Origin of the sequence: Streptomyces niger (assembly GCF_000718305.1) — a bacterium.
GTDB lineage: Bacteria > Actinomycetota > Actinomycetes > Streptomycetales > Streptomycetaceae > Streptomyces > Streptomyces niger.
In genome coordinates, this window is sequence record NZ_JOFQ01000025.1 from 14,981 (window position 1) to 35,687 (window position 20,707).

Below are 20,707 nucleotides of genomic sequence, written 5' to 3' on the forward strand. Positions count from 1 at the left end.
CACCACCGTTTCCTCCTGACAGCCGACCACTGAAGAGGAAGTACCCGTCTGATGCCGGAGATGCCACGCCTGTGGATGCGCCACGAGACCCGTGCCAGTGAGCGGCGGGCGCCGCTCGTACCCGAGGACGCCGCGAAACTGGTCGAGCAGGGCGTCGAGATCACCGTCGAGGAGTCGGCGCAGCGCGCCTTCCCGCTCGCGGACTACGTCGCCGCCGGCTGCCGGACCGCGCCGGCGGGCAGCTGGCAGGAGGCGCCGGACGACCAGTACGTGCTGGGCCTGAAGGAGCTGCCCGGCCGGCCGGACCGGCTGCGCCACCGGCACATCTTCTTCGGCCACGCCTACAAGGGGCAGGTGGGCGCGGCGGAGCTGCTCGGCCGGTTCACGTCCGGTGGCGGCGCGCTGCTGGACCTGGAGTACCTGACGGACGACGACGGCCGGCGGCTCGCGGCGTTCGGCTACTGGGCCGGTTACGTCGGTGCCGCGCTGGCCGTCCTGCACCACAGGGGCCGGCTGGAGACGCCGCTGCGCCCCACCGACCGGCCCGGACTGGACGCCCTGCTGGCGTCCGGCGAGGGCGGGACCGCGCTGGTGATCGGCGCGCTGGGCCGCAGCGGCCGGGGCGCCTGCGACGCCCTGGAAACCGCCGGGATCGCCCCGACCCGGTGGGACGTGGCGGAGACCCGGACGCTGGACCGGGCGGCCCTGCTCGGCCACGACATCGTGGTCAACACGGTGCTGACCACGTGCCCCGTGCCGCCGTTCGTGACCCACGCGGACCTCGACGCGCCGGATCGCCGCACCGCCGTGCTCTCGGACGTCACCTGCGATGTGACCTCGGACTGCAACGTCCTGCCGGTGTACGACGAGGTCACCACGTGGGAGCGGCCCGTCCTGCGGCTGCGGGACGGGGACCGGCCCGCCGACCTGATCGCCATCGACAACCTGCCGTCGCTGCTGCCCGCCGAGTCCAGCCGGGCGTTCTCCGCCGAACTGGCGCCGCAGCTGGCGCGGCTGACCGACTCCGACCCGGCCTGGGCGCGCTGCCTGCGCACCTTCGAGGCCGCCGCCCGTCCCGACCACACTGGGAGCACCCATGTCCGCTGACCGGCCGACCACCGGCCCCACCGAGGCCGCCCCCGCGAGCGGCACCGTCCACTGGATCGGCACGGGCCTGTCCACCGGCCGCACCGGTCTCGGCGTGCTCTGCGAGCAGGCCGCGCGGGTGGTGCTGTGGGACCGTACCGCCGACCGCGCGGCCGAGCGGCTGGCAGCCCTGGGGCTGACCGGCCGGGCCGAGGTGCGGGCCCTGGACGACGGGGCGCTGGAGGCCGCCGTGGGCGCGGGGGACGTGCTCGTCTCCATGCTGCCCGCGACCGAGCACCCGCGGCTGCTGCGGCTGGCCGTCGACCGCCGGGCGCACTTCGCGTGCACCAGCTACGTGTCCGACGCCGTGGCCGAGCAGGCCGCGGTCGCGGCGCAGGCGGGCCTCGTCGTGCTGACCGAGGCGGGCCTCGACCCGGGCATCGACCACCTGATGGCCCACCGGCTGGTCGGGCACGCCCGGGAGGCGGTCGGCGACACGGCCGAGTCGGTGGAGTTCACCTCCTACTGCGGCGGCATACCCGCCGTGCCCAACGACTTCCGTTACCGGTTCAGCTGGGCGCCCTACGGCGTGCTGGCCGCGCTCGGCTCCCCCGCCCGGTACGTCGGCGAGGGCGCGGAGCGCATCGCGGCGCACCCGTGGGAGGCCACCCGCGTCCACCGCCTGGCCGGCGAGGACTTCGAGGTCTACCCCAACCGGGACAGCCTGCCCTTCGTGGCGCAGTACGGCATCCCGGACGGCTGGCAGCTGCGGACGTTCGTGCGCGGGACGCTGCGCAACGCCGGCTGGCGCGAGGCGTGGGCGGAGGTCTTCCGTACCGTGCGCGCCGGGGACGAGGCGCGGACCAGGGCGCTGGCCAAGGAGTTGGCCGACCGCTACCCCACCACGGAGGCGGACCGCGACCGGGTCGTGCTCTCGGTCGCGCTCGACGTCCGGACCGCGGGCGGCGAGGGCTGGCAGGGCGCCTACCTGATGGACCTGACCGGCGACGAGACCGAGAGCGCCATGGCCCGCTGTGTGTCCCTGCCGCTCGCCTTCGGCCTCACCCGGCTGCTGGCCGGGGCGCTGCCCGCGGGCCTGAACCGGGCGGCCGAGTCCGCCGAGGAGGCCGGCCGCTGGATGGACTTCCTGGCCGGGTACGGCCTGCGCATCACCTTCGAGTGACCGGCCCCCGCGCCACCGCCGTACAGACCGTTCCGACACCGCGGGGAGCACGTGCCTTCCTGCCGATCCTTGCCGATTCCGGCCGGTTCTGACTGGTTCCGGCTGGTTCTGAATGGTCTTGCCGACCCGGACGAGTGACCGCTCGTCCGGTCGGTCCCGCACGACCTCACCCCTGCCCGACAACACGCCATATCACATCTCATATCCGGCACCACTGAGTCGGTCACCGCCGACATCCCGCCTGAAAGAGAGATCTCCATGGGGAACGCGAACACCCGGGCCGATTCCGCGCAGTACCACTGCGTAGGAGTGGGCGTGGGACCCGCCAACCTGAGCCTGGCGTCCCTGCTGCACGGCCGCCCGGAGGTGCGCAACCTCTTCCTCGACCGCAAAGCCGCCTTCGGGTGGCACGACGACCAACAGATACCCGGCGCCACCCTGCAGGTGTCGATGTTCAAGGACCTGGTCAGTCTCTCCGACCCGAAGAGCCCGTTCTCCTTCCTGTCCTACCTGCACGACCAGGGCCGGGTGTACCACTTCCTCAACGCCCAGTTCGACGACGTGCCGCGCCTGGAGTTCCGCAACTACCTGGCCTGGGCGAGCCGGCGCAACGAGAACGTCGTCTTCGGGGAGAACGTGGAGGAGGTCGACTTCGACGGCGTCTTCACCGTCCGCACCGACCGCCGCACCGTGACCGCCGAGAACATCGTCGTCGGCGTCGGCAGCCGGCCGTGGGTCCCGCCGATCGCCCAAGACCTCCAGGGCGAGAGCCAGTTCCACGTCAACGACTACCTGCGCGGCGCCCGGAGCATGGCCGGGAAGCGCGTCGTGGTGGTCGGCGGCGGGCAGTCCGGCGCCGAGGCGTGCCTGGACCTGATGTCGCGCCCCGACAGCGAACTGCCGCGCCGCATCTCGTGGATCTCCCGGCGCCGCAACTACTTCCCCATCGACGACTCGCCGTTCACCAACGACTACTACATGCCGTCCCACTCGGACTACTTCTACGGCCTGCGGCCGGAGATCCGGCAGGCGTTCAACGCGCAGCACATCCTCAGCAGCGACGGCATCTCGGAGTCGACGCTGCGCGACCTCTACCAGCGCATCTACGTGCACCGCTTCGTGCAGGGCAACCCCGACCTCGTCGGGCTGCACCCCAACCGCGAGGTCACCGGCGTCCGGTCCGGCGCCGCGGGCGGCTGGGACCTGAGCGTCCGGCACAACGACGAGCCCGACGGCGTCGAGCACTTCGAGGCGGACGTCATCATCTGGGCCACCGGCTTCCGCCCCGCCCGGATGGACTTCCTCGCCCCGATCGCCGACCGCCTGGAGCGCCACGGCGAGGAGCTGAGCATCGACGAGCACTTCGCGGTGCGCTGGGACGGCCCGGCCGACCGCCGGATCTTCGTGCAGAACGCTGCCCGCGGGCAGCGCGGCCTCGCCGACCCCAACCTCAGCCTGAACGCCTGGCGCAGCCAGCGCATCGCCGACCGGCTGAGCGGGGTGCGCAGCGACGAGCAGCTGGCGTCGTTCATCGAGTGGTCGTCCAAGGCCGGCACCAAGGTGCTGTGGGGCGCGTGATGACGGGGACCCACACCGACTTCGCGGTGGTCGGCGGCGGCGTGCTCGGCTGCATGATCACCCGGGAGATCCTCTCCCGCGCCCCGGACGCCTCCGTGACCGTGCTGGACCAGGACGCGGTCGGCAGCGGCGCCACCCGCCGCTCGGCCGGCCTGCACTTCCCCCGCGGCGCCACCGAGCGGGTGCGCGGGATGGCGGCGTACAGCCAGGACCACTACGCAGCGCTCAAGGCCGCCCGCCCGGACCTGCCGATCCACCCGCTGGCCATGACCGTGGTCGCCGACGCGGCGCACGAGGCGCGGCTGCACGAGATCTACCTGCCCGAGGCGAAGCTGCGGCCGGTCACCGAGGTGGCCGGAGGCATCGCCGTGGTGCCGGACGGCAAGGCCGCGTGGGAGGGGGACGGCTGCCAGTACGCGGACGTCCACGCGCTCACCCAGTACCTGGCGCGCGACCTGCGGCGTACCGCGGAGTTCCGGGAGGGCGTCCGGGTCACCGGCGTGACGCCCGGCGCGGACGCGGTCGAGCTGACCCTGGGCACCGGCGGCGGCCTGACCGCCGGCCACGTCGTGCTGGCCCCCGGGCCCTGGCTCGCGGCTCCCGCCTGGCAGGACCTCGTCGCGCCGCTGGGCGCCCGGGTGAAGAAGATCGTGGCCCTGCACATCGAGATGGCGCCGGCCCCCGGCGACCGGGCGGTCGTCTTCCAGGACGAGGACGCCTTCCTGCTGCCGTACCACGAGCGCGGGCACTGGCTGTTCAGCTACACCTGCCAGGACTGGGACGTGGACCCCGACACCCTCCCCACGAGCGTGTCGGCCGCCGATCTGCGCGAGGCGCGGGCGACCCTGACCCGCTACGCGCCCCAGCTGGCCGACCGCTGCGTGTCGGGCCGCGTCTTCTGCGACGCCTACGGCCCCGCCATGGAGCCCGTGGTCCGTGCGGTCACCGACGACGCGCGGGTGGTCTTCGCAGGGGCCGCCAACGGCTCCGGATACCGGCTCGCGCCCGCCGTCGCGGCGGAGACCGCCGACCTGCTCCCCCTTCCCTCCCAGCGTAAGGACCCGGCGTGATCATCAACACCTATGACGACACCGCCCTGCACAAGGCGTTCGGCATCGACATGAGCGACATCGAGGGCCTCGGCGTGGGCGCGGGCTGGGGACGGGTCGCCCCCGGCCACAGCTCGGACAGCCACCAGCACGACGAGACCGAGTTCTTCGTAATCGTCGCCGGCCGCGGCGAGTTCATCGTCGACGGCCGCCGGCACCCGGCGGCCCCCGGCACGGTGGCGCTCTTCGAGCCCTTCGAGTCCCACGTCCTGGAGAACACCGGCGACACCGACGTGGTCTTCCTGACGCAGTACTGGCGCGACGCGGACCGCGCGCTGGCCTCGGCCCGCAACCCGCAGCGCACGAACTTCGGCGACCGGCCGGTCTTCGTCTTCTCCACCCCGCCCACACCCAACGGGGACCTGCACCTGGGTCACCTGTCGGGCCCGTATCTCGGCGCCGACGCCTACGTCCGCCACCAGCGGATGAACGGCACCAAGGCCTGGCACCTGACCGGCAGCGACGACTACCAGAGCTACGTGGTCGGCGCGGCGCGCGCCGAGGGCCGCGAGCCGGCCGAGACCGCGGCGCACTACAGCGCCGAGATCGCCCGGACGCTGGCGCTGATGGACATCGTGCCCGACCAGTACACCGTCACCGACGACGACCCGTCCTACCGGCCCGGGCTGCAGGACTTCTTCTCCCGGGTGGTCTCCTCGGGCACGGTGCGGCCCACCGAGGGCGACGCGCTCTTCGACGCGGAGAGCGGGCAGTACCTCTACGAGGTGGACGTCAAGGGCGGCTGCCCGGCGTGCGGTTCGGGCACCAGCGGCAACATCTGCGAGGAGTGCGGCGAGCCCAACACCGTCACCGACCTGGTCGACCCGGCCTCCGCACGCTCTGCCGCGACCCCGCGCAGCGCCCCGGTCGCCCGCTGGACGCTGCCGCTGCACACCTTCCGCGAGCAGATCGCCGAGCACCACCGCCTCGGCCGGGTCCCCGCCCGGCTGCGGGAGCTGAGCGACCGGCTCTTCCGCCGCCCGAGCCTGGACATCCCGATCAGCCACCCCTCGGACTGGGGCGTGCCGCCCGCCGAGCAGGACGTGACCGGGCAGGTCATCTGGGTGTGGCCGGAGATGTCCTACGGCTTCCTGCACGGCATCCAGTCGCTCGGCGCCCGCCTGGGCGAGGAGTGGCGGGCCGCCGCGCCGCAGCAGGACTGGAAGGTCGTCCACTTCTTCGGGTACGACAACAGCTTCTACCACTCCGTGCTCTACCCGGCCCTCTACCGGCTGGCCCACCCCGGCTGGAACCCGGACATCGACTACCACGTCAACGAGTTCTACCTGCTGGAGGGCAGCAAGTTCTCCACCAGCCGGCGCCACGCGATCTGGGGCAAGGAGATCCTCGGCCCGGACTCCGTCGACGCGGTCCGCTATTTCCTCGCGGCCACCCGCCCCGAGGGCCGGCGCACCAACTTCCAGCGCGCCGCGTACGAGACGACCCTCGACGAGACGCTGATCGGCACCTGGCAGAGCTGGCTGAACGACCTCGGCGAGCGGATCGTCAAGCGGTACGGCGGCAGCGCGCCGGACGCGGGCACCTGGACGCCGGAGCACTCCGCCTTCCTCGGCCGGCTCGGCGCCCGCCTCGCCGCGGTCACCGGCAGCCTCGGCTCCGAGGGCTTCTCGCTCAACCAGGCGGCCGCCGAACTGGACGGCATCGTCCGGGACACCCTGCGCTTCTCCCGCCAGGAGGCGGTCCTCGCGGAGACCGCGGGCTGGGAGAGCGAAGCGCGTACCGCCATCGCCCTCGAACTGGCCGCGGCGCGCCTCCTCGCGCACGCCGCGGCGCCCGTCATGCCCCGCTTCGCCGGGCGGCTCGCCGCGGCGCTCGGCCTGCCCGAGCCGGCCGAGTGGCCGCGCACCGTGGAGCTGGTCCCCGCGGAGAGCGAGATCCGCCTCGCGGACGCCGTCTTCTTCCGCCCCACGGCCCCCGCACCGCGGCCCGCGCACGCCGGCCCGCAGCTGGTGCCGTGGCTGAGCGAACAGGTCCGCACCGTGCTCCAGCTGCCCGCCGACACCGCGGTCGACCACAGCAACCTCAGCCAGCTGGGGACCAGTTCGCTACAGGCCGTGACGTTGCAGTACCAGATCCTGGACGCCCTCGACGTGGACGTCAGCGTCGACGAACTGCTCGGCAGCCAGGACGTCAACGCGCTGGCCGTACTGATCGAGGAGCGTGCCGACGAGGACGCCCTGACCGCATTCTGCGAGGCGGCCCGATGAACTACCGAGAAGTGCTGCGCGAGATCGACAGCCGGGGCCTGTCCGTCTCCCTGTCCGGCAACGACCTGCGGCTCCAGGGCGGCCGCGAGCGCATGGACCCCGAATTCATCGCCCTCGTCAAGAGCATGAAGGAAGAGCTGGTCGCCCACCTGGCCGAGGAGGAGCGGCACGGCCCCGGCTTCCCGCTCACCCCCCTGCAGCGGGCCTACCTGCTCGGCCGCAGCGGCATCTTCGAGATCGGCGACATCTCCAGCCACGTCTACCACGAGTTCGAAGGCGTGTGGGACCTGGACCGGCTGGAGAGCGCCCTGGAAGCGGTGGTGGACGCGCACAGTGCGCTGCGCTCCCGCTTCGTCTCGGACGAGCGGCAGGTCACCGAGTTCCGCCAGCACCGGCCGCGGATCAGCCGCCTGGACCTGCGCGGGGAGAGCCCCGAGGAGCAGGAGCGGATCCGCCACGAGCTGCGCGAGGAACGCTCCCACCGCGTGCTCGACGCCGACCAGGTGCCGCTGATCGCCGCCGAGGTGACGATCCTCGCCGACGACCGCATGGTGCTGCACGTCAGCCACGACGGGCTGGTGATGGACGGGATCAGCATGTTCCTGTTCTTCCGCGCCTGGTGGCGGCAGTACCGCGACGGCTCGGCCGACGCGCCGCCCGAGCTGCCCTACGAGGAGTACGTCGCGGCCCTCGAAGCCGCGCGCGGCAAGGCGCCGGCCCGCCGCTCCCGCGAGTACTGGCTCGACCGCGTCGAGGACCTCGCGCCCCACCCGGACCTGCCGCTGCGGACCAGCCCCGCGGCGCTGACCGCCAGCCGCTTCACCCAGCGCCTGGTCCGGCTGGACGAGCAGACCTGGACGGCCCTGAAGGAGCGGGCCGCCTTCGCCGGGCTGACGCCGTCGGCGGTGCTGTTCGCCGCGTACGCCGAGACGCTCGCCACCTGGGGCGCCGGCCGGCGGTTCACCCTGACCACCACGGTGGCCAACCGCCCGCCGATCCACCCGCGCGTCTTCGACGCCATCGGCAACTTCTCCGACACCCTCCTGGTCGAGGCCGACGTCGACCGGTCCCGCACGTTCGAGGAGCGGGCCCGTGCCCTGCAGGCGCGGCTCCGCAGCGACCTGGACCACCGGCACTTCTCCGGCAGCGACGTCATGCAGGAGCTGGCGCGCCGCCGCGGCGGCGTGGCGGGCGCCCGCATGCCGTTCACGTTCAACAGCGCCATCGGCCACGTCAACGGCGAGGTCGACGGCTCCGCGCTGGAGCTGTTCGGGCCGGAGGTCTTCAGCGTCAGCCAGACCCCGCAGGTGTGGCTGAACGCCTTCGCCATGGAGCAGCACGGCGGGCTGGTCGTCCAGCTCGACGGGATCGACGAGCTGTTCCCCGAAGGGCTGCTGGACGACCTCGCCCAGGGGTACGGCACCCTGCTCGGCACGCTGGCCGACGAGGCCGCCTGGCAGCGGCACACCTTCGACCTGCTGCCGGCGGCCCAGCGCGCGCGGCGCGACGCGGCCAACGACACGGCCGTACCGCTGCCGGAGACGATGCTCGGCGACGCCTTCGTGGCGCAGGCCGAGCGCACCCCGGACGCGCCCGCGATCCTCACCTCGGACGCCGTCCTGAGCTACGGCGAGGTGCTGCGCCGCGCCGCCGCCGCGGCCCGGTGGCTGCGGGAGCGGGGCGTCGGCCGGGACGAGCTGGTCGGCCTGGTGATGGCGCGCGGCCCCGAGCAGATCGTCGGCATCCTCGCCACGGTCCTCGCGGGCGCCGCGTATCTGCCCGTCGACGGGGCGCTGCCCACCGAGCGGCAGAGCTACATGCTGCGCGACGGCCGGGTGCGCCAGGTGCTCACCAACCTCGACTGGCAGGATCCGGCCGGCGAACGGGAGGTGCTGCGCCTGGACGTCACCGAACCGCTGGGGACCGAGGCGTCGGCCGAGCTCCCCGCCCCGCTGCCCGGCGCCGGCCCCGACGACCTGGCGTACGTGCTGTACACCTCCGGCACCACCGGCGCGCCCAAGGGCGTCATGGTCAGCCACCGCAACGTGGCGAACGTCGTCGCCGACTGCCACAAGCGGTTCGGCATCACCCCCGACGACCGGTTCTTCGCCATCAGCGCGTTCAACTTCGACCTGTCGGTGTGGGACGTCTTCGGCGCGCTGTCCGCCGGGGCCGCGCTGGTGATGCCCGACCGCGACCGGGCGGTGGACCCGGCGCACTGGCTGGACCTGTGCCGCAGCGCCGGCGTGACGGTGTGGAACTCCGTACCCGCCATCGTGTCCATGCTGCACGAACAGGCGGTCGCCGACGAGGTGGTGCCGCCCGCGCTGCGCCTGGTGATGATGAGCGGCGACCGCATCCCGCCGGCGCTGCCGGCCGCCCTGCGCCGCCTCAAGCCGGACCTGGACGTCATCTCGCTCGGCGGCCCGACCGAGACCACGATCTGGAACATCCTGCACCCCGTGGCCCCGGAGGAGGACGGCAGCCGGTCCATCCCCTACGGCCGGCCGAACGCGAACAACCGCGCGTACATCCTGGACCGGGACGGGCTGGACGCCCCGGACTGGGTGACCGGCGAGATCTGTGCGGCGGGCACCGGCCTGGCGCGCGGCTACTGGGGCGACGAGGAGCGCACCGCGCAGCGGTTCCAGTACGACGCGCGGCGCGACGAACGCCTCTACCGCACCGGTGACCTGGGCCGTTATCTGCCCGACGGGTCCATCGCGATCCTCGGGCGGAGCGACTTCCAGATCAAGGTCAACGGCTACCGCATCGAGGCCGGCGAGGTCGAGACCCGCCTGGTCGCCGTGGACGCCGTCGCCAAGGCGGTGGTCGCGAGCCGGCCCGGCGCACGGGGCGACCGGCTGGTGGCCCACCTCGTGCCGAGCGGCGACGTGCGGCCCACCGAGGCCGAGCTGCGGGACGCGCTCCGCCGCGACCTGCCCGACTACATGATCCCCACCGCCGTCATCTGGCACGAGGACCTGCCGCTCACCAAGAACGGCAAGGTGGACCGCTCGAAGCTCGCCGCGACCGACGTCGAGGAGGCGGCGCCCGCCGCCGACGCGCCGCAGGGCGGCGGTGAGCCCACGACGGACACCGAGAAGGCCCTGGTTGAGATCTGGACCACGGTGCTGCGCGGGGCCCGGGTGGGCGTGCACGACAGCCTGCGCGCCCTCGGCGGCGACTCCATCGCCGCGGCCCGCATCCTCACCGCGGTCCGCAAGCGGTTCGGGGTCACCATCCCGCTGGATGTGATGGCGGAGCTGGACACCGTGTCCGCGATGGCCACGGCGCTGGCGCGGGAAGAGCGGGAAGAGGGGGCGGCCCGGTGAACTACCACTCGGTCATCAATCAGATCGTCTCCACACCACCCCTCGGCGGCCGGATCTCCTTCTCCCGCCTGGACGGCACGGAGACCATGGCACTGCCGGAGCTGTACGAGCAGGCCGGGCGGCTGGCGCGCCGACTGCGGGCGCGGGGCGTCGGTCCGGGCGACCGGATCGGCATCCTCGCGGCCAACGGCCCGGAGTGGGTGCTGCTGGACCTCGCGGCGCTCCGCCTGAAAGCGGAGACCGCGGGCCTGGAACCCGGCAAGTTCGCGCCCTCGGCCGAGCTCATGGCGCGCTACGACATCAAACTGCTCTTCACCGACCGCCCCACGGACGCCCCCGGGACCGTACCGATCGGTGAGGTCCGCACGCTCGCGGCGGAGCCGGAGGACCCGGCGGAGACCACCCCGCTCCCCCCGGTCGAGTGGGCGCCGCGGGACGTCACGACGATCAAGTTCACGTCCGGCAGCACCGGCACCCCCAAGGGGCTCGGCGCGACCGTCGGCAGCATCGACAGCTCACTCGCCGCGGTGCAGGAGATCTTCGAACACAAGCCGGGGGACGACCTGTTCGTCTTCCTGCCGCTGTCGCTGCTCCAGCAGCGGTACTGGATCTACTCGGCGCTGGTGCACGGCCACGACGTCACCGTCAGCAGTTACGAGGCGGCCTTCGCGGCACTGCGCCGCGCGAAGCCCACCGTCGTGATGGGCGTGCCCGCCTTCTACGAGACGGCCCGACGGCAGATCGAGGCACGGGTGCGCCGCTCCGGCGGCCCGGCGACGGCGGGCGAGGCGGCCCGCCAGCTGTTCGGGGACCGCATCCGCTACCTGTGGACCGGTTCGGCGCCCGCCGACGCGGCCATGCTGCGCTTCTTCACCGACGCCGGCCTGCCGATCTTCGAGGGCTACGGGCTCAACGAGACCTGCATCGTCACCAAGAACCACCCCGGCGCCCACAAGGTGGGCAGCGTCGGAAAGGTCCTCAGCGGCAAGGAGGTCCTGGTGGACGAGGACGGGGTGGTGAGCGTCCGCAGCGACCACCCGGTCAACTACCACTACGCGTACGCCGAACCCGGCGCCTCCGAGCGGATGTTCGCGCCGGACGGCACCGTACGGACGGGCGACCTCGGCTACCTCGACGAGGACGGGTTCCTCTTCATCCGGGGCCGCGCCGACGACGTCATCGTCCTGGACAACGGCAAGAAGATCGTCGTCCGGCCGATCGAGGAGTCCATGCGGACCAGCCCGGCCATCGCCGAGTGCGTCCTGTTCTGCCCCTCCCAGACCGACCTGGTCGCCGTCGTCTCCCCGGCGTCCGTACCCGCCGACCTGGACGCCATCGCCGCCCAGCTCGCCCGCACCAACGCCACCTCCGAAGCGGACGAGAAGATCAGCCGGGTCGTGGTGGCCGATGCCCCCTTCAGCATCGACAACGGCCTGCTCACGTCCCAGTACAAGCCCAAGCGGCAGCAGATCCTCGCCGCTCACCACGCCCGGATCCACGACAGTAAGGAAGGCATCCATGCTGCCTGACATCGAGAACGCGGCCAGGGAGTCGCTCTCCGCCGTCCTCGACCCCGCCGTCGAGCCCGAAGACCTCGACCTGGACGCGGACATGACCGGCACCTATGGTCTGACCTCGCTCAACAAGGTGCTGTTCCTCACCGAGGTGTGCGAGGCGACCGACGTCGACCTCGCGCACTTCACCGAGCACGACCTCGCCGAGATGCGCACCCTGCGCAGCGTCGCCGAGTCCCTGTCCCGACACACGAAGAAGGTGGCCTGAACCATGGCCTGGGCACAGAACGCCGCGGTGGTACTGGAGAACGAGTACGTCCGGCTGCGGCCGGTCACCGAAGCCGACCGCGAGCCCGTACGGGCCGTCGCGATGGACCCCGACATCTGGAAGTACTTCGTCTCCGCCGTCGAGACCGACGCCGACTTCGAGGCGTTCTTCGACACCTGCCTCGCCGACCAGAGCGCCGGCCGCCGCGTCGTCCACATCATCACCGACAAGGCCACCGGCCGGGTCGCCGGCAGCATGAGCTACGGCAACCTGGCCGAGGCCGACCGGCGGCTGGAGATCGGCTGGTCCTGGCTGGGCCGCGACTTCCGGGGCCAGGGCATCAACCGCTGGGCGAAGTACCTGCTCCTGGAGCACGCCTTCGAGCAGCTGGGCGCCGAGCGCGTGGAGTTCAAGACCGACATCCTCAACACCCAGGCCCGCCGCGGGCTGCGCAACATCGGCGCGGTGGAGGAAGGCACCCTGCGCAGCTACAACTTCATGCCCGGCGGGCGCCGCCGCGACGCGATCTTCTACAGCGTCCTGCGCGCCGAGTGGCCGCGGGTGAAGGACGAGCTCGCCACGAAGCCGAAGGTCGCCCAGCTGGACGCCGTCGGATGAGCGAGGGCGTGGGCATACCTCTCGTCCGCGCGTCGGGCGACCCGTTCGCCGCCGGGCGGGCCCATGGTGCCGCCCTCGCCGGTCCGTTGCGCGCCTTCCTCGACGACTCGCTCTGCCGGCTGAACAAGGTCATGCCGGAGCCGGTCTCGCTGGACGGACTGCTGCCGTCGATCGCCGCCTACCGGGCGGCGGTCGCGGCGGCAGCGCCGGACCTCGCGGAGGAGGTCGCGGGCCTCGCGAAGGGCGCCGGGATCAGGCCGGAGGAGGCGTGGCTGTTGCAGTTGCGCCGGGAGATCATGGGCTACCGCAAGATACCCACGGCGGGCGATTGCACCACCTACGCCCGTACCGGCGCGGCCGGCCCGGTCCTCGCGCAGACCGTCGACCTCAACGGCGACCTCGACGACCAGCTCAGCGTGCTGGAGGTCGCCCGCACCGGGACGGCACGCCGCTCGCTCGTCCTCAGCTTCGGCGGCCTGCTGGGCTACCTGGGCCTGAACAGCGACGGCCTCGCGGTCGGCCTCAACCTGGTCCTGGGCGGCGACTGGCACCCGGGTGTGCCGCCCTACCTCGCCATCCGGCACCTGCTGGACACGGCGCGGGACGTACCCGAGGCCCTGGAGATCCTGCGCGGCCTCCCCCTGGCGAGCTCCCGCACCCTGGTCCTGTGCGACCGGGAGCGGGTCGTCGTGGTGGAGATCCTCGGCGACGATCTCCGGATCACCGAGGGGGCGGAGACGGCACACACCAACCACTTCCTGCACCCGGACTTCGTCCCGTCCGACGAGATCAACGTGTTCGCCCGCAATTCCTCGGTACGCAGGCTCAAGGCGGCCACCGCGGGGCTCGACGAGCTCGCGCCGGAGTGCGGGGCCGAGGAACACTTCGCGCTGCTGTCCACCCCGCCGATCTGCGTACCGGACCGGGGCGACATCCGCGCCGAACGCACCGTCGCCGCCGTGGTGATGTTCCCCGACCGCGGCGAGCTGCACGTACGCCCCGGCGACCCGTCACTCTCCGCCACCCAGGTCTTCACCTTGTAGCGACGACGGGTCCGCGCGAGGGAGGGCCGGAAGGACCGGCAGGGTCGGCGGGGGCCTTGGGGCCGCGGGGGTGGTGGGGGCGGCCGGGAACGCCCCCACCTCCGGCGGGCCTGCGCCGGCCGGGCGGGCCCGGCCCACGGAAGCCGAGCGGCAGCGCGGCAACGCCTTCACGGCCGCGGCCGCCACCCGCCGGTTCCTCCGCTCCCGGCCGGCGGTGCGCGACCTGCTCGGCCGGTGGCTGGGGGTGCCAGCGGCCGAGCTGCGCCTGGCGTACACGCCGCTGGGCAAGCCGTACCTGCCGGACCACCCCGGACTGCACGTCAGCTGGTCCCGCTCCGGCCCCCTGCTACTGGTCGGCGCGGGCCCGTCGAGCCCCCCGGCGCGACACCACCCCGCCCCGCGCCGCCCCTGCGGAAACGGAGGGGCGGCGCGGGCATGACCGGTGAACGGAGCCCCGAAGCGTCGTCATCAACGGCCGGCTCCGGCTGCACGTCATCGCCGCACACCGGCGCACCCGACCTGCCCGTCGGTGTCTCCCGGGCACTGACGGGCCGGGACCACCCGCCGGCGGGTGAGACCGGTGACGGTTCGCCCGTTGTCAGTGTCATGCGCTTGCATGGAGGCATGGACGACACGAACGACACCACTCTGCGCACAGCGGCCGACGCCGTTCTCGCTCGCCTCGTCGGGGACGACACCGGCGCGGCGCGGCTGCGCGAGGACCAGTGGCGAGCGATCGAGGCGCTGGTCGCCCACCACCGCCGTGCCCTGGTCGTGCAGCGCACGGGCTGGGGCAAGTCGGCGGTGTACTTCGTGGCGACCGCGCTGCTGCGGCAGCGCGGCAGCGGCCCGACGGTGATCGTCTCCCCGCTGCTGGCGCTGATGCGCAACCAGGTCGAGGCGGCCGCGCGGGCGGGCATCAGCGCGCGGACGATCAACTCCTCCAACACCGAGGAGTGGGACACCGTCCAGGCCGAGGTGGCGGCGGGCGAGGTGGACGTGCTGCTGGTCAGCCCGGAGCGGCTGAACAACCCGGACTTCCGCGACCAGGTGCTGCCCAAGCTCGCCGCGGCGACCGGCCTGCTGGTGGTCGACGAGGCGCACTGCATCTCCGACTGGGGCCACGACTTCCGCCCCGACTACCGCCGGCTGCGTACGATGCTCGCCGACCTGCCGCCCGGCGTCCCCGTCCTGGCCACGACGGCGACGGCCAACGCCCGGGTGACGGCCGACGTGGCGGAGCAGCTCGGCACCGGCGGCAGCTCGGACGCCCTGGTCCTGCGCGGCCCGCTCGACCGGGAGAGCCTGAGCCTGGGCGTGCTGCACCTGCCGGACGCCGCGCATCGCATGGCCTGGCTGGCCGAGCATCTGAACGACCTCCCGGGCTCCGGAATCATCTACACGCTCACGGTGGCCGCCGCCGAGGAGGTGACGGCCTTCCTGCGCCAGTGCGGGCACCCGGTCGCCTCGTACACCGGCAAGACCGAGAACGCCGACCGGCAGCAGGCCGAGGAGGACCTGCTCGCCAACCGCGTCAAGGCGCTCGTCGCCACGTCCGCGCTGGGCATGGGCTTCGACAAGCCCGACCTGGGCTTCGTCGTCCACCTCGGCTCCCCGTCCTCCCCCATCGCGTACTACCAGCAGGTGGGCCGCGCCGGCCGCGGCGTGGAGCACGCCGAGGTGCTGCTGCTGCCCGGCCGCGAGGACCAGGCGATCTGGGAGTACTTCGCGTCCATCGCCTTCCCCCCGGAGGAGCTGGTCAGGCGGACGATCGATGTGCTGGCCCGGGCCGAGAAGCCGTTGTCACTGCCCGCGCTGGAGCCGCTGGTGGAGCTGCGGCGCTCCCGGCTGGAGACGATGCTGAAGGTCCTCGACGTGGACGGCGCGGTCCGGCGGGTGAAGGGCGGCTGGACGGCGACCGGGCAGCCGTGGACGTACGACGCCGAGCGGTACGCGTGGGTGGCGCGGCAGCGGGAGGCGGAACAGCAGGCGATGCGCGAGTACGCCGCGACGTCCGGCTGCCGGATGGAGTTCCTGCAGCGGCAACTGGACGACGAGGGCGCGGCGCCGTGCGGGCGCTGCGACAACTGCGCCGGGCCGCGGTTCACCGCGGAGGTCTCCCCCGCCGCGCTGGACGGGGCGCGCGGCGAGCTGGGCCGGGCGGGGGTCGTCGTGGAGCCGCGCCGCATGTGGCCGACGGGGCTGCCGGCGATCGGCGTCGACCTCAAGGGGCGTATCCCGGCGGGTGAGCAGGCGGCCGCGGGGCGGGCGCTGGGCCGGCTCTCGGACATCGGGTGGGGCAATCGGCTGCGTCCGCTGCTGGCGGCGCAGGCTCCGGACGGCCCGGTGCCCGCCGATGTGCTTGACGCGGTGGTCGGCGTGCTGGCCGACTGGGCGAAGGGGCCGGGCGGCTGGGCGAGCGGCGGTCCGGAGGCCCTCGCGCGGCCGGTCGGGGTCGTCACGATGGCGTCGCGCACCAGGCCGCAGCTGATCGCGTCCCTCGGTGCCCGGGTCGCGGAGATCGGCCGCATGCCGCTGCTCGGCTCGCTCGCGTACGCGGCCGGGGCGGACGAGACGCATCTGCCGCGGTCGAACAGCGCACAGCGGCTGCGTGCGCTGAACGGCGCGCTGACCGTACCGCCGCCGCTCGCCGAGGCGCTGGCCGCCGCGGGCGGCCCGGTGCTGCTCGTGGACGACGCGACCGAGACCGGCTGGACGCTGGCGGTGGCCGCACGACTGCTGCGTCGGGCGGGCTCGGGACCGGTGCTGCCGCTGGTCCTCGCCGTACAGGCGTGACCGCGTGTCGATCCCCTGCAGCCGGCTCCCCCTGCGGGCCGTCATCTGAACCGAGCGGCCTCGGTGGACTCCACGGTCGTGCGCGCCGAGGGCGTCCGGTTGCCGGAGCTGTGCGGCAGCCTTCTGCTTCGCTCGCGGCCGGGGAGCGCCGCCCACACGGCAACTGCGATCAGGCCGACGATGAGTGCGAAGGTCAGCTCGTCGAAGCCGCCGTGGAAGACGGTCTCCGCCAGGTAGGTGAGGCCGGGGACCGTGGTGAGCAGCACCATGGCGATCATGGAGTCCGCCCGCTGGATGCCGACCTGCAGCAGGAACAGCGGTGCGGTGACGGCTGCCAGACCGGTCAGGAGCATGGCCGGAAGCTGCTGCGCCCACTGTTCTCCCGGGCCCCCCTGAACCATCAGGAGTGCGGCGCCCGCCAGGTAGGTGAGGTGGAAGCGATGGGCCGTCGTGCGTACCGGGTCGACGCCCCGGCGGCCGAGCTCGCCGGAGATGACGGCCAGCGCGGAGGCGCCGAAGCCCGCCACGACGACGAGAGCCAGGCCCAGGAGCATGCCCTGTCCGGAGGAGGCGCCGCCGGAGAGCGACACGGCCACGGCTGCGCCCAGCGCGATCAGGAGGACCGCTGCCAGCCATCCTCTCGGTGAGGCCCGCCGGCCGTGGCCGGTCAGCGCGAGCAGAGCGACGGCCAGGGGGCCGACCGCCGCTTCCACTCCGCTGGCCAGCGCGGAGGGGATCCATGCCAGCGAGGCGTAGAAGCCGAGGAAGGTGACCGCCGTGACGATGTTCATCAGCAGCAGCAGGCGGCCCGCCGGCCGGGGCGGGGCGGCGTCGGCGGCGGAAGCGGTGCGGCGCCGCACGGCGTGCACGAGGTTGAAGATCACCGCTGCTGAGGCGAATCCGACACAGGCCAGGTAGAGGCTGCCTGACGAGTCGAAGCGGCCGGAGATGTAGCCGTAGCTTGCCGCCTGGAGGACGACCGCGCCGATGATGCACACGATGGGCATGTCAGCCGCCGTTCGTGAGGTCTTCCAGGCGGAACATGCCGCCCGCGTCCTCGATGTCGTGCAGGGTGGCGAGGCTGTGCTGAAGCAGTTCGGTGTCTTCGTGCACGAAGAAGGCGATGCCGCAGGCTCCGGTGGTCAGGTAGCGGTCCTGCATGGGCTCACCGATGACGGGGAGGCGGGCGATGCTGTGGAAGCCGGGCAGGCGCCGCATCGTGCGCAGGCCGTCCATGGCGGTCAGAACGCCTTCGCGGTGCGGGCGCAGGAACACCTTGGCGACCGTGCGGGCCGGGCCGTGGGGCAGCGGGAACCGCTTGTCGAATTCCTCGGGCCGCAGAAAGCGTTCCACGGTCAGGTGCTGGTGGCTGTAGCCGTAGGCGGCCTGGTAGGGGTCGGGGGCCAGGCACGGCCCCATGACCCGGGAGTTGACTTCGACGAGGCGGGGGCCGTGCGCGGTGAGCATGACTTCGGTGTGGGCGGCGCCGTCGCGTATGCCCAGGGCGTCGAGGCAGCGCAGTACGTAGTCGACGAGATGCTGTTCGGCGTCGGTGAAGGCGCTGCGGGAAATGATGTGACGCAGCATGGGTGCGCCGTCGACGTAGTCGATGCGCTCGGCGTACACCTCGGCCAGCAGGTGCTTGCCGTCGTGGCTCACCGTGTTCACGATGTACTGCGTCCCGCGCAGGAATTCCTGGACGAGGTAGCCGTCGTTGACCTCGCCCATGAGGTTGACGCGGCCGGTGGAGGCACGGAAGACGTCGAGTGCCTCTTCGGGGCTGTCGACGATGAGGCATCCCTCGCTGCCGGCACTGTTGACGGGCTTGACGACCACGGGAAACGCCGGCTCGTCGTCGAGGGCCGCGCGCAGCTCGTCCTCGGTGTGCACCAGGGTGGTGCGGGCGTGCGGAAGGGATGCCGCCGCGAGTGCCTGTGCCATGAGGTGCTTGTCCCGGCGGGCGCCGCGCAGCCGGTGGTCGTGGTGGGGCAGGCCGAGTTCCTGGGAGAGTTCGTCGGCCAGGGTGACGCCGTATTCGCTGGCCGCGATGACGGTGTGCACGCCGTGGGCGGCGAGGTGGGCGGCGGTGTCCTGCAGGTCGGTGTGGCGGTAGGGCTTGGTGTGCTGGGCGGCGGGGCTCTGTGCGGAGGGTTCCAGTCCGGCGGAGTAGATGTGCAGGCAGTCGGCGCCTTCTTCCCAGAAGGCGTCGGCCAGGGCCGCTCCGCTGGACACGGGGTTGATGAGGGCGATCACGGGGAGGTCCTTCCGTCGAGAGCGAGGGGGAGCTGCTGAGGGGTGTCACGGATCTGGGCGGCGACGTTCTCGGCGTGCTGGGCCGAGGCGCGCAGGTAGTTGACGATGGGGTAGCGGCTGCCGGCGCATGCGCCGAGGGCCCAGATCCGTTCGGCGTGACCGTCGGAGCGGAGCCGGATCCGTAGGTCGGTGCCGATGGCCGGGGGTGTGCCGCCCGGGGCGTCGAGGAGGAGCGTGCCGTCGGCGACGGCCAGCCGGGGAGCGCGGTAGCCGGTGGCGCAGACGAGATGGTCGAAGTGTTCGTCACGGCCGTCGGGCCAGTGCGCGTGCCACCCCTGTCCCTGTGGGCCGGGCGTCAGGGTCCGGGGTTGTGCGGGAGCCACGGTCAGCTGCCGGCGTTCCATGGCGGACAGCAGAAGTTCCGCGTTGGGAAGCGGGATGGCGGAGATGTAGCGGGCGATGAGCGGGCGGTGGCGGGTGAAGAAGGCGTCGCGTTGCCGCTGTGTCCAGTCGCACGTGTGGGCGTTGAGCGCGTCGATGAGTTCCGCCATGACGTCCTGCCAGGCGACGGCTCCGGTGCGGGCCTGCTGGGTTTCCCGGCGCAGGAGTTCTTCGGCCGTACCCGCTGTGCGGGGCCGTGGGACCGTGCCGCCGGCGCTCGCCCTGCGGACGGCCCGGACGAGCCGGCGGGCGAGTTTGCCGTCGAACTCGGGGTCGTCCGGGTGCAGAGAGCGCCAGTCGTCGCTGCTGATGTGCATGGTGGGCATGCGGCGCAGGCGGGTCCGCACGGCGGGGAGCACCGCGGAGGGCGAGGTGAGGGTGACCCGTCGTCGGGGGGACCGGCACAGCACGAGGCCGGCGTCGATGGCGGAGAGCTTGCTCCCCAGGACCAGTACGCGGGCGTCGTCGGGCAGGCGGGTCAGCCGGTTCGTGGGGTAGGGCGAGTCGAGGAGCTGCGGGCTGCCGGTATGCGGTTGCAGGGCCGGCGGCAGCGCGGGGGCGTCGGCGCCCAGGCACAGCGCGATGTCCGTGCCGTTCAGGACGTGCCCGCCGGCCAGTGAAACGTCGTAGGAGCGGCCGTCGTTACCGGGGGCGACCCCGGTGACCCGGGAGCGCACGTGCCGGGTACGAACACCGCGGCTGCGCAGCTGCTGGAGGGCGCGGGTCAGGCGCTCGCGCGCGTACTGGCCGACCAGGTAGCGGGGTACGAAGTCGTCCCTGCCGACCGGGTGGCCGCGCGCCGCCAGGTACCGCAGGAGATCGGAGGTGCCGTGTGCGGTGAGGGAGGTGACGTCCACGGAGGTGTTGCACAGCACGGAGGGATCCGTGGCGCCGAACGCCGTGCCCAGTCCCGCGGTCCCCGGCGCGATGAGATCGATGCTGTCGATGCCGGGCACGCCGGATAACTGCATGAGGAGGCTTGCGGCGGTGGCGCCTGCGCCCACGACAACGATTCTTCTGCGCACGGGACTTCTTTCCGAGTGTGGCCGCTTGGGCACTTTTCGAATCAGTTGAAGCGCTGAGGCAAAGCGCTGTGAGTGAGTACGTAAACAGCGTTTCTGAGGTGCCGTCAAGCACTTCCTGGAAAGAGCGCGACGCACGGCGATTAACGGGAACCCTGCACCGTGAAGGAGCTCACACGACCGTGGGCGTAAAGACGCACAGGGTGCTGGATTTATGCGAACATATCGCCCTT

The 20,707-nt window shown here is 72.7% G+C and carries 15 protein-coding genes; 12 read left to right on the top strand and 3 right to left on the bottom strand.

The features are described from left to right. Positions 1-51: 51 nt before the first annotated feature. The 12 genes from IF20_RS32010 (at position 52) to IF20_RS32065 (ending at position 16,758) form a co-directional block, all read left to right on the top strand. Positions 52-1,107, top strand: a complete 1,056-nt coding sequence (locus IF20_RS32010; protein WP_110944737.1) for a saccharopine dehydrogenase — start codon at positions 52-54, stop codon at positions 1,105-1,107. Continuing rightward, on the top strand, positions 1,097-2,269 hold the full coding sequence (locus IF20_RS32015; protein ID WP_052868901.1) for a saccharopine dehydrogenase C-terminal domain-containing protein: 1,173 nt from the start codon (positions 1,097-1,099) through the stop codon (positions 2,267-2,269). The genes IF20_RS32010 and IF20_RS32015 overlap by 11 nt, the downstream gene beginning before the upstream one ends. A gap of 258 nt (positions 2,270-2,527) precedes the next feature. Then, complete coding sequence (locus IF20_RS32020; protein ID WP_052868902.1) at positions 2,528-3,847, top strand: lysine N(6)-hydroxylase/L-ornithine N(5)-oxygenase family protein; 1,320 nt, start codon at positions 2,528-2,530, stop codon at positions 3,845-3,847. After that, positions 3,847-4,917, top strand: coding sequence for an NAD(P)/FAD-dependent oxidoreductase (locus IF20_RS32025; protein ID WP_052868957.1), 1,071 nt, complete (start codon positions 3,847-3,849; stop codon positions 4,915-4,917). The genes IF20_RS32020 and IF20_RS32025 overlap by 1 nt, the downstream gene beginning before the upstream one ends. Then, positions 4,914-7,184 carry a class I tRNA ligase family protein gene (locus tag IF20_RS32030; RefSeq protein WP_052868903.1) on the top strand — a complete coding sequence of 757 codons (2,271 nt, stop codon included), beginning with the start codon at positions 4,914-4,916 and terminating at the stop codon, positions 7,182-7,184. Before IF20_RS32025 ends, IF20_RS32030 begins: the two co-directional genes overlap by 4 nt. Further along, positions 7,181-10,519: a non-ribosomal peptide synthetase gene (locus IF20_RS32035; protein WP_052868904.1), complete on the top strand. Its 3,339-nt coding sequence runs from the start codon at positions 7,181-7,183 to the stop codon at positions 10,517-10,519. Before IF20_RS32030 ends, IF20_RS32035 begins: the two co-directional genes overlap by 4 nt. Then, the gene (locus IF20_RS32040) at positions 10,516-12,048 is read left to right on the top strand and encodes an AMP-binding protein (RefSeq protein ID WP_234426901.1); all 1,533 of its coding nucleotides are present in this window, start codon (positions 10,516-10,518) and stop codon (positions 12,046-12,048) included. Before IF20_RS32035 ends, IF20_RS32040 begins: the two co-directional genes overlap by 4 nt. Beyond that, positions 12,038-12,301, top strand: coding sequence for a hypothetical protein (locus IF20_RS32045; RefSeq protein ID WP_052868905.1), 264 nt, complete (start codon positions 12,038-12,040; stop codon positions 12,299-12,301). The genes IF20_RS32040 and IF20_RS32045 overlap by 11 nt, the downstream gene beginning before the upstream one ends. Positions 12,302-12,304: 3 nt before the next feature. Then, positions 12,305-12,919: a GNAT family N-acetyltransferase gene (locus IF20_RS32050; protein ID WP_052868906.1), complete on the top strand. Its 615-nt coding sequence runs from the start codon at positions 12,305-12,307 to the stop codon at positions 12,917-12,919. Positions 12,920-12,927: 8 nt separating this feature from the next. After that, entirely contained in the window at positions 12,928-13,962 is a 1,035-nt protein-coding gene (locus IF20_RS32055) for a C45 family peptidase (RefSeq protein ID WP_324605606.1), read from the top strand. 70 nt (positions 13,963-14,032) lie between these two features. Beyond that, a complete protein-coding gene (locus IF20_RS32060; protein ID WP_052868908.1) occupies positions 14,033-14,401 on the top strand; it encodes a 4'-phosphopantetheinyl transferase family protein in 369 nt (122 codons plus the stop codon). A gap of 185 nt (positions 14,402-14,586) precedes the next feature. Continuing rightward, the gene (locus IF20_RS32065; protein ID WP_052868909.1) at positions 14,587-16,758 is read left to right on the top strand and encodes a RecQ family ATP-dependent DNA helicase; all 2,172 of its coding nucleotides are present in this window, start codon (positions 14,587-14,589) and stop codon (positions 16,756-16,758) included. A 41-nt stretch (positions 16,759-16,799) separates the two neighbouring features. Here the strand turns inward: IF20_RS32065 and IF20_RS32070 are convergent, their stop codons facing one another. The 3 genes from IF20_RS32070 to IF20_RS32080 are packed head-to-tail and all read right to left on the bottom strand — an operon-like array spanning position 16,800 to position 20,477. Continuing rightward, complete coding sequence (locus IF20_RS32070) at positions 16,800-17,765, bottom strand: DMT family transporter (protein WP_052868910.1); 966 nt, start codon at positions 17,763-17,765, stop codon at positions 16,800-16,802. A 1-nt stretch (position 17,766) separates the two neighbouring features. Next, positions 17,767-19,011 (bottom strand): ATP-grasp domain-containing protein, encoded by a 1,245-nt coding sequence (locus tag IF20_RS32075; protein WP_052868911.1) that lies wholly within the window; start codon positions 19,009-19,011, stop codon positions 17,767-17,769. After that, positions 19,008-20,477 carry an FAD/NAD(P)-binding protein gene (locus tag IF20_RS32080; RefSeq protein ID WP_199896850.1) on the bottom strand — a complete coding sequence of 490 codons (1,470 nt, stop codon included), beginning with the start codon at positions 20,475-20,477 and terminating at the stop codon, positions 19,008-19,010. Before IF20_RS32080 ends, IF20_RS32075 begins: the two co-directional genes overlap by 4 nt. Positions 20,478-20,707 lie beyond the last annotated feature (230 nt).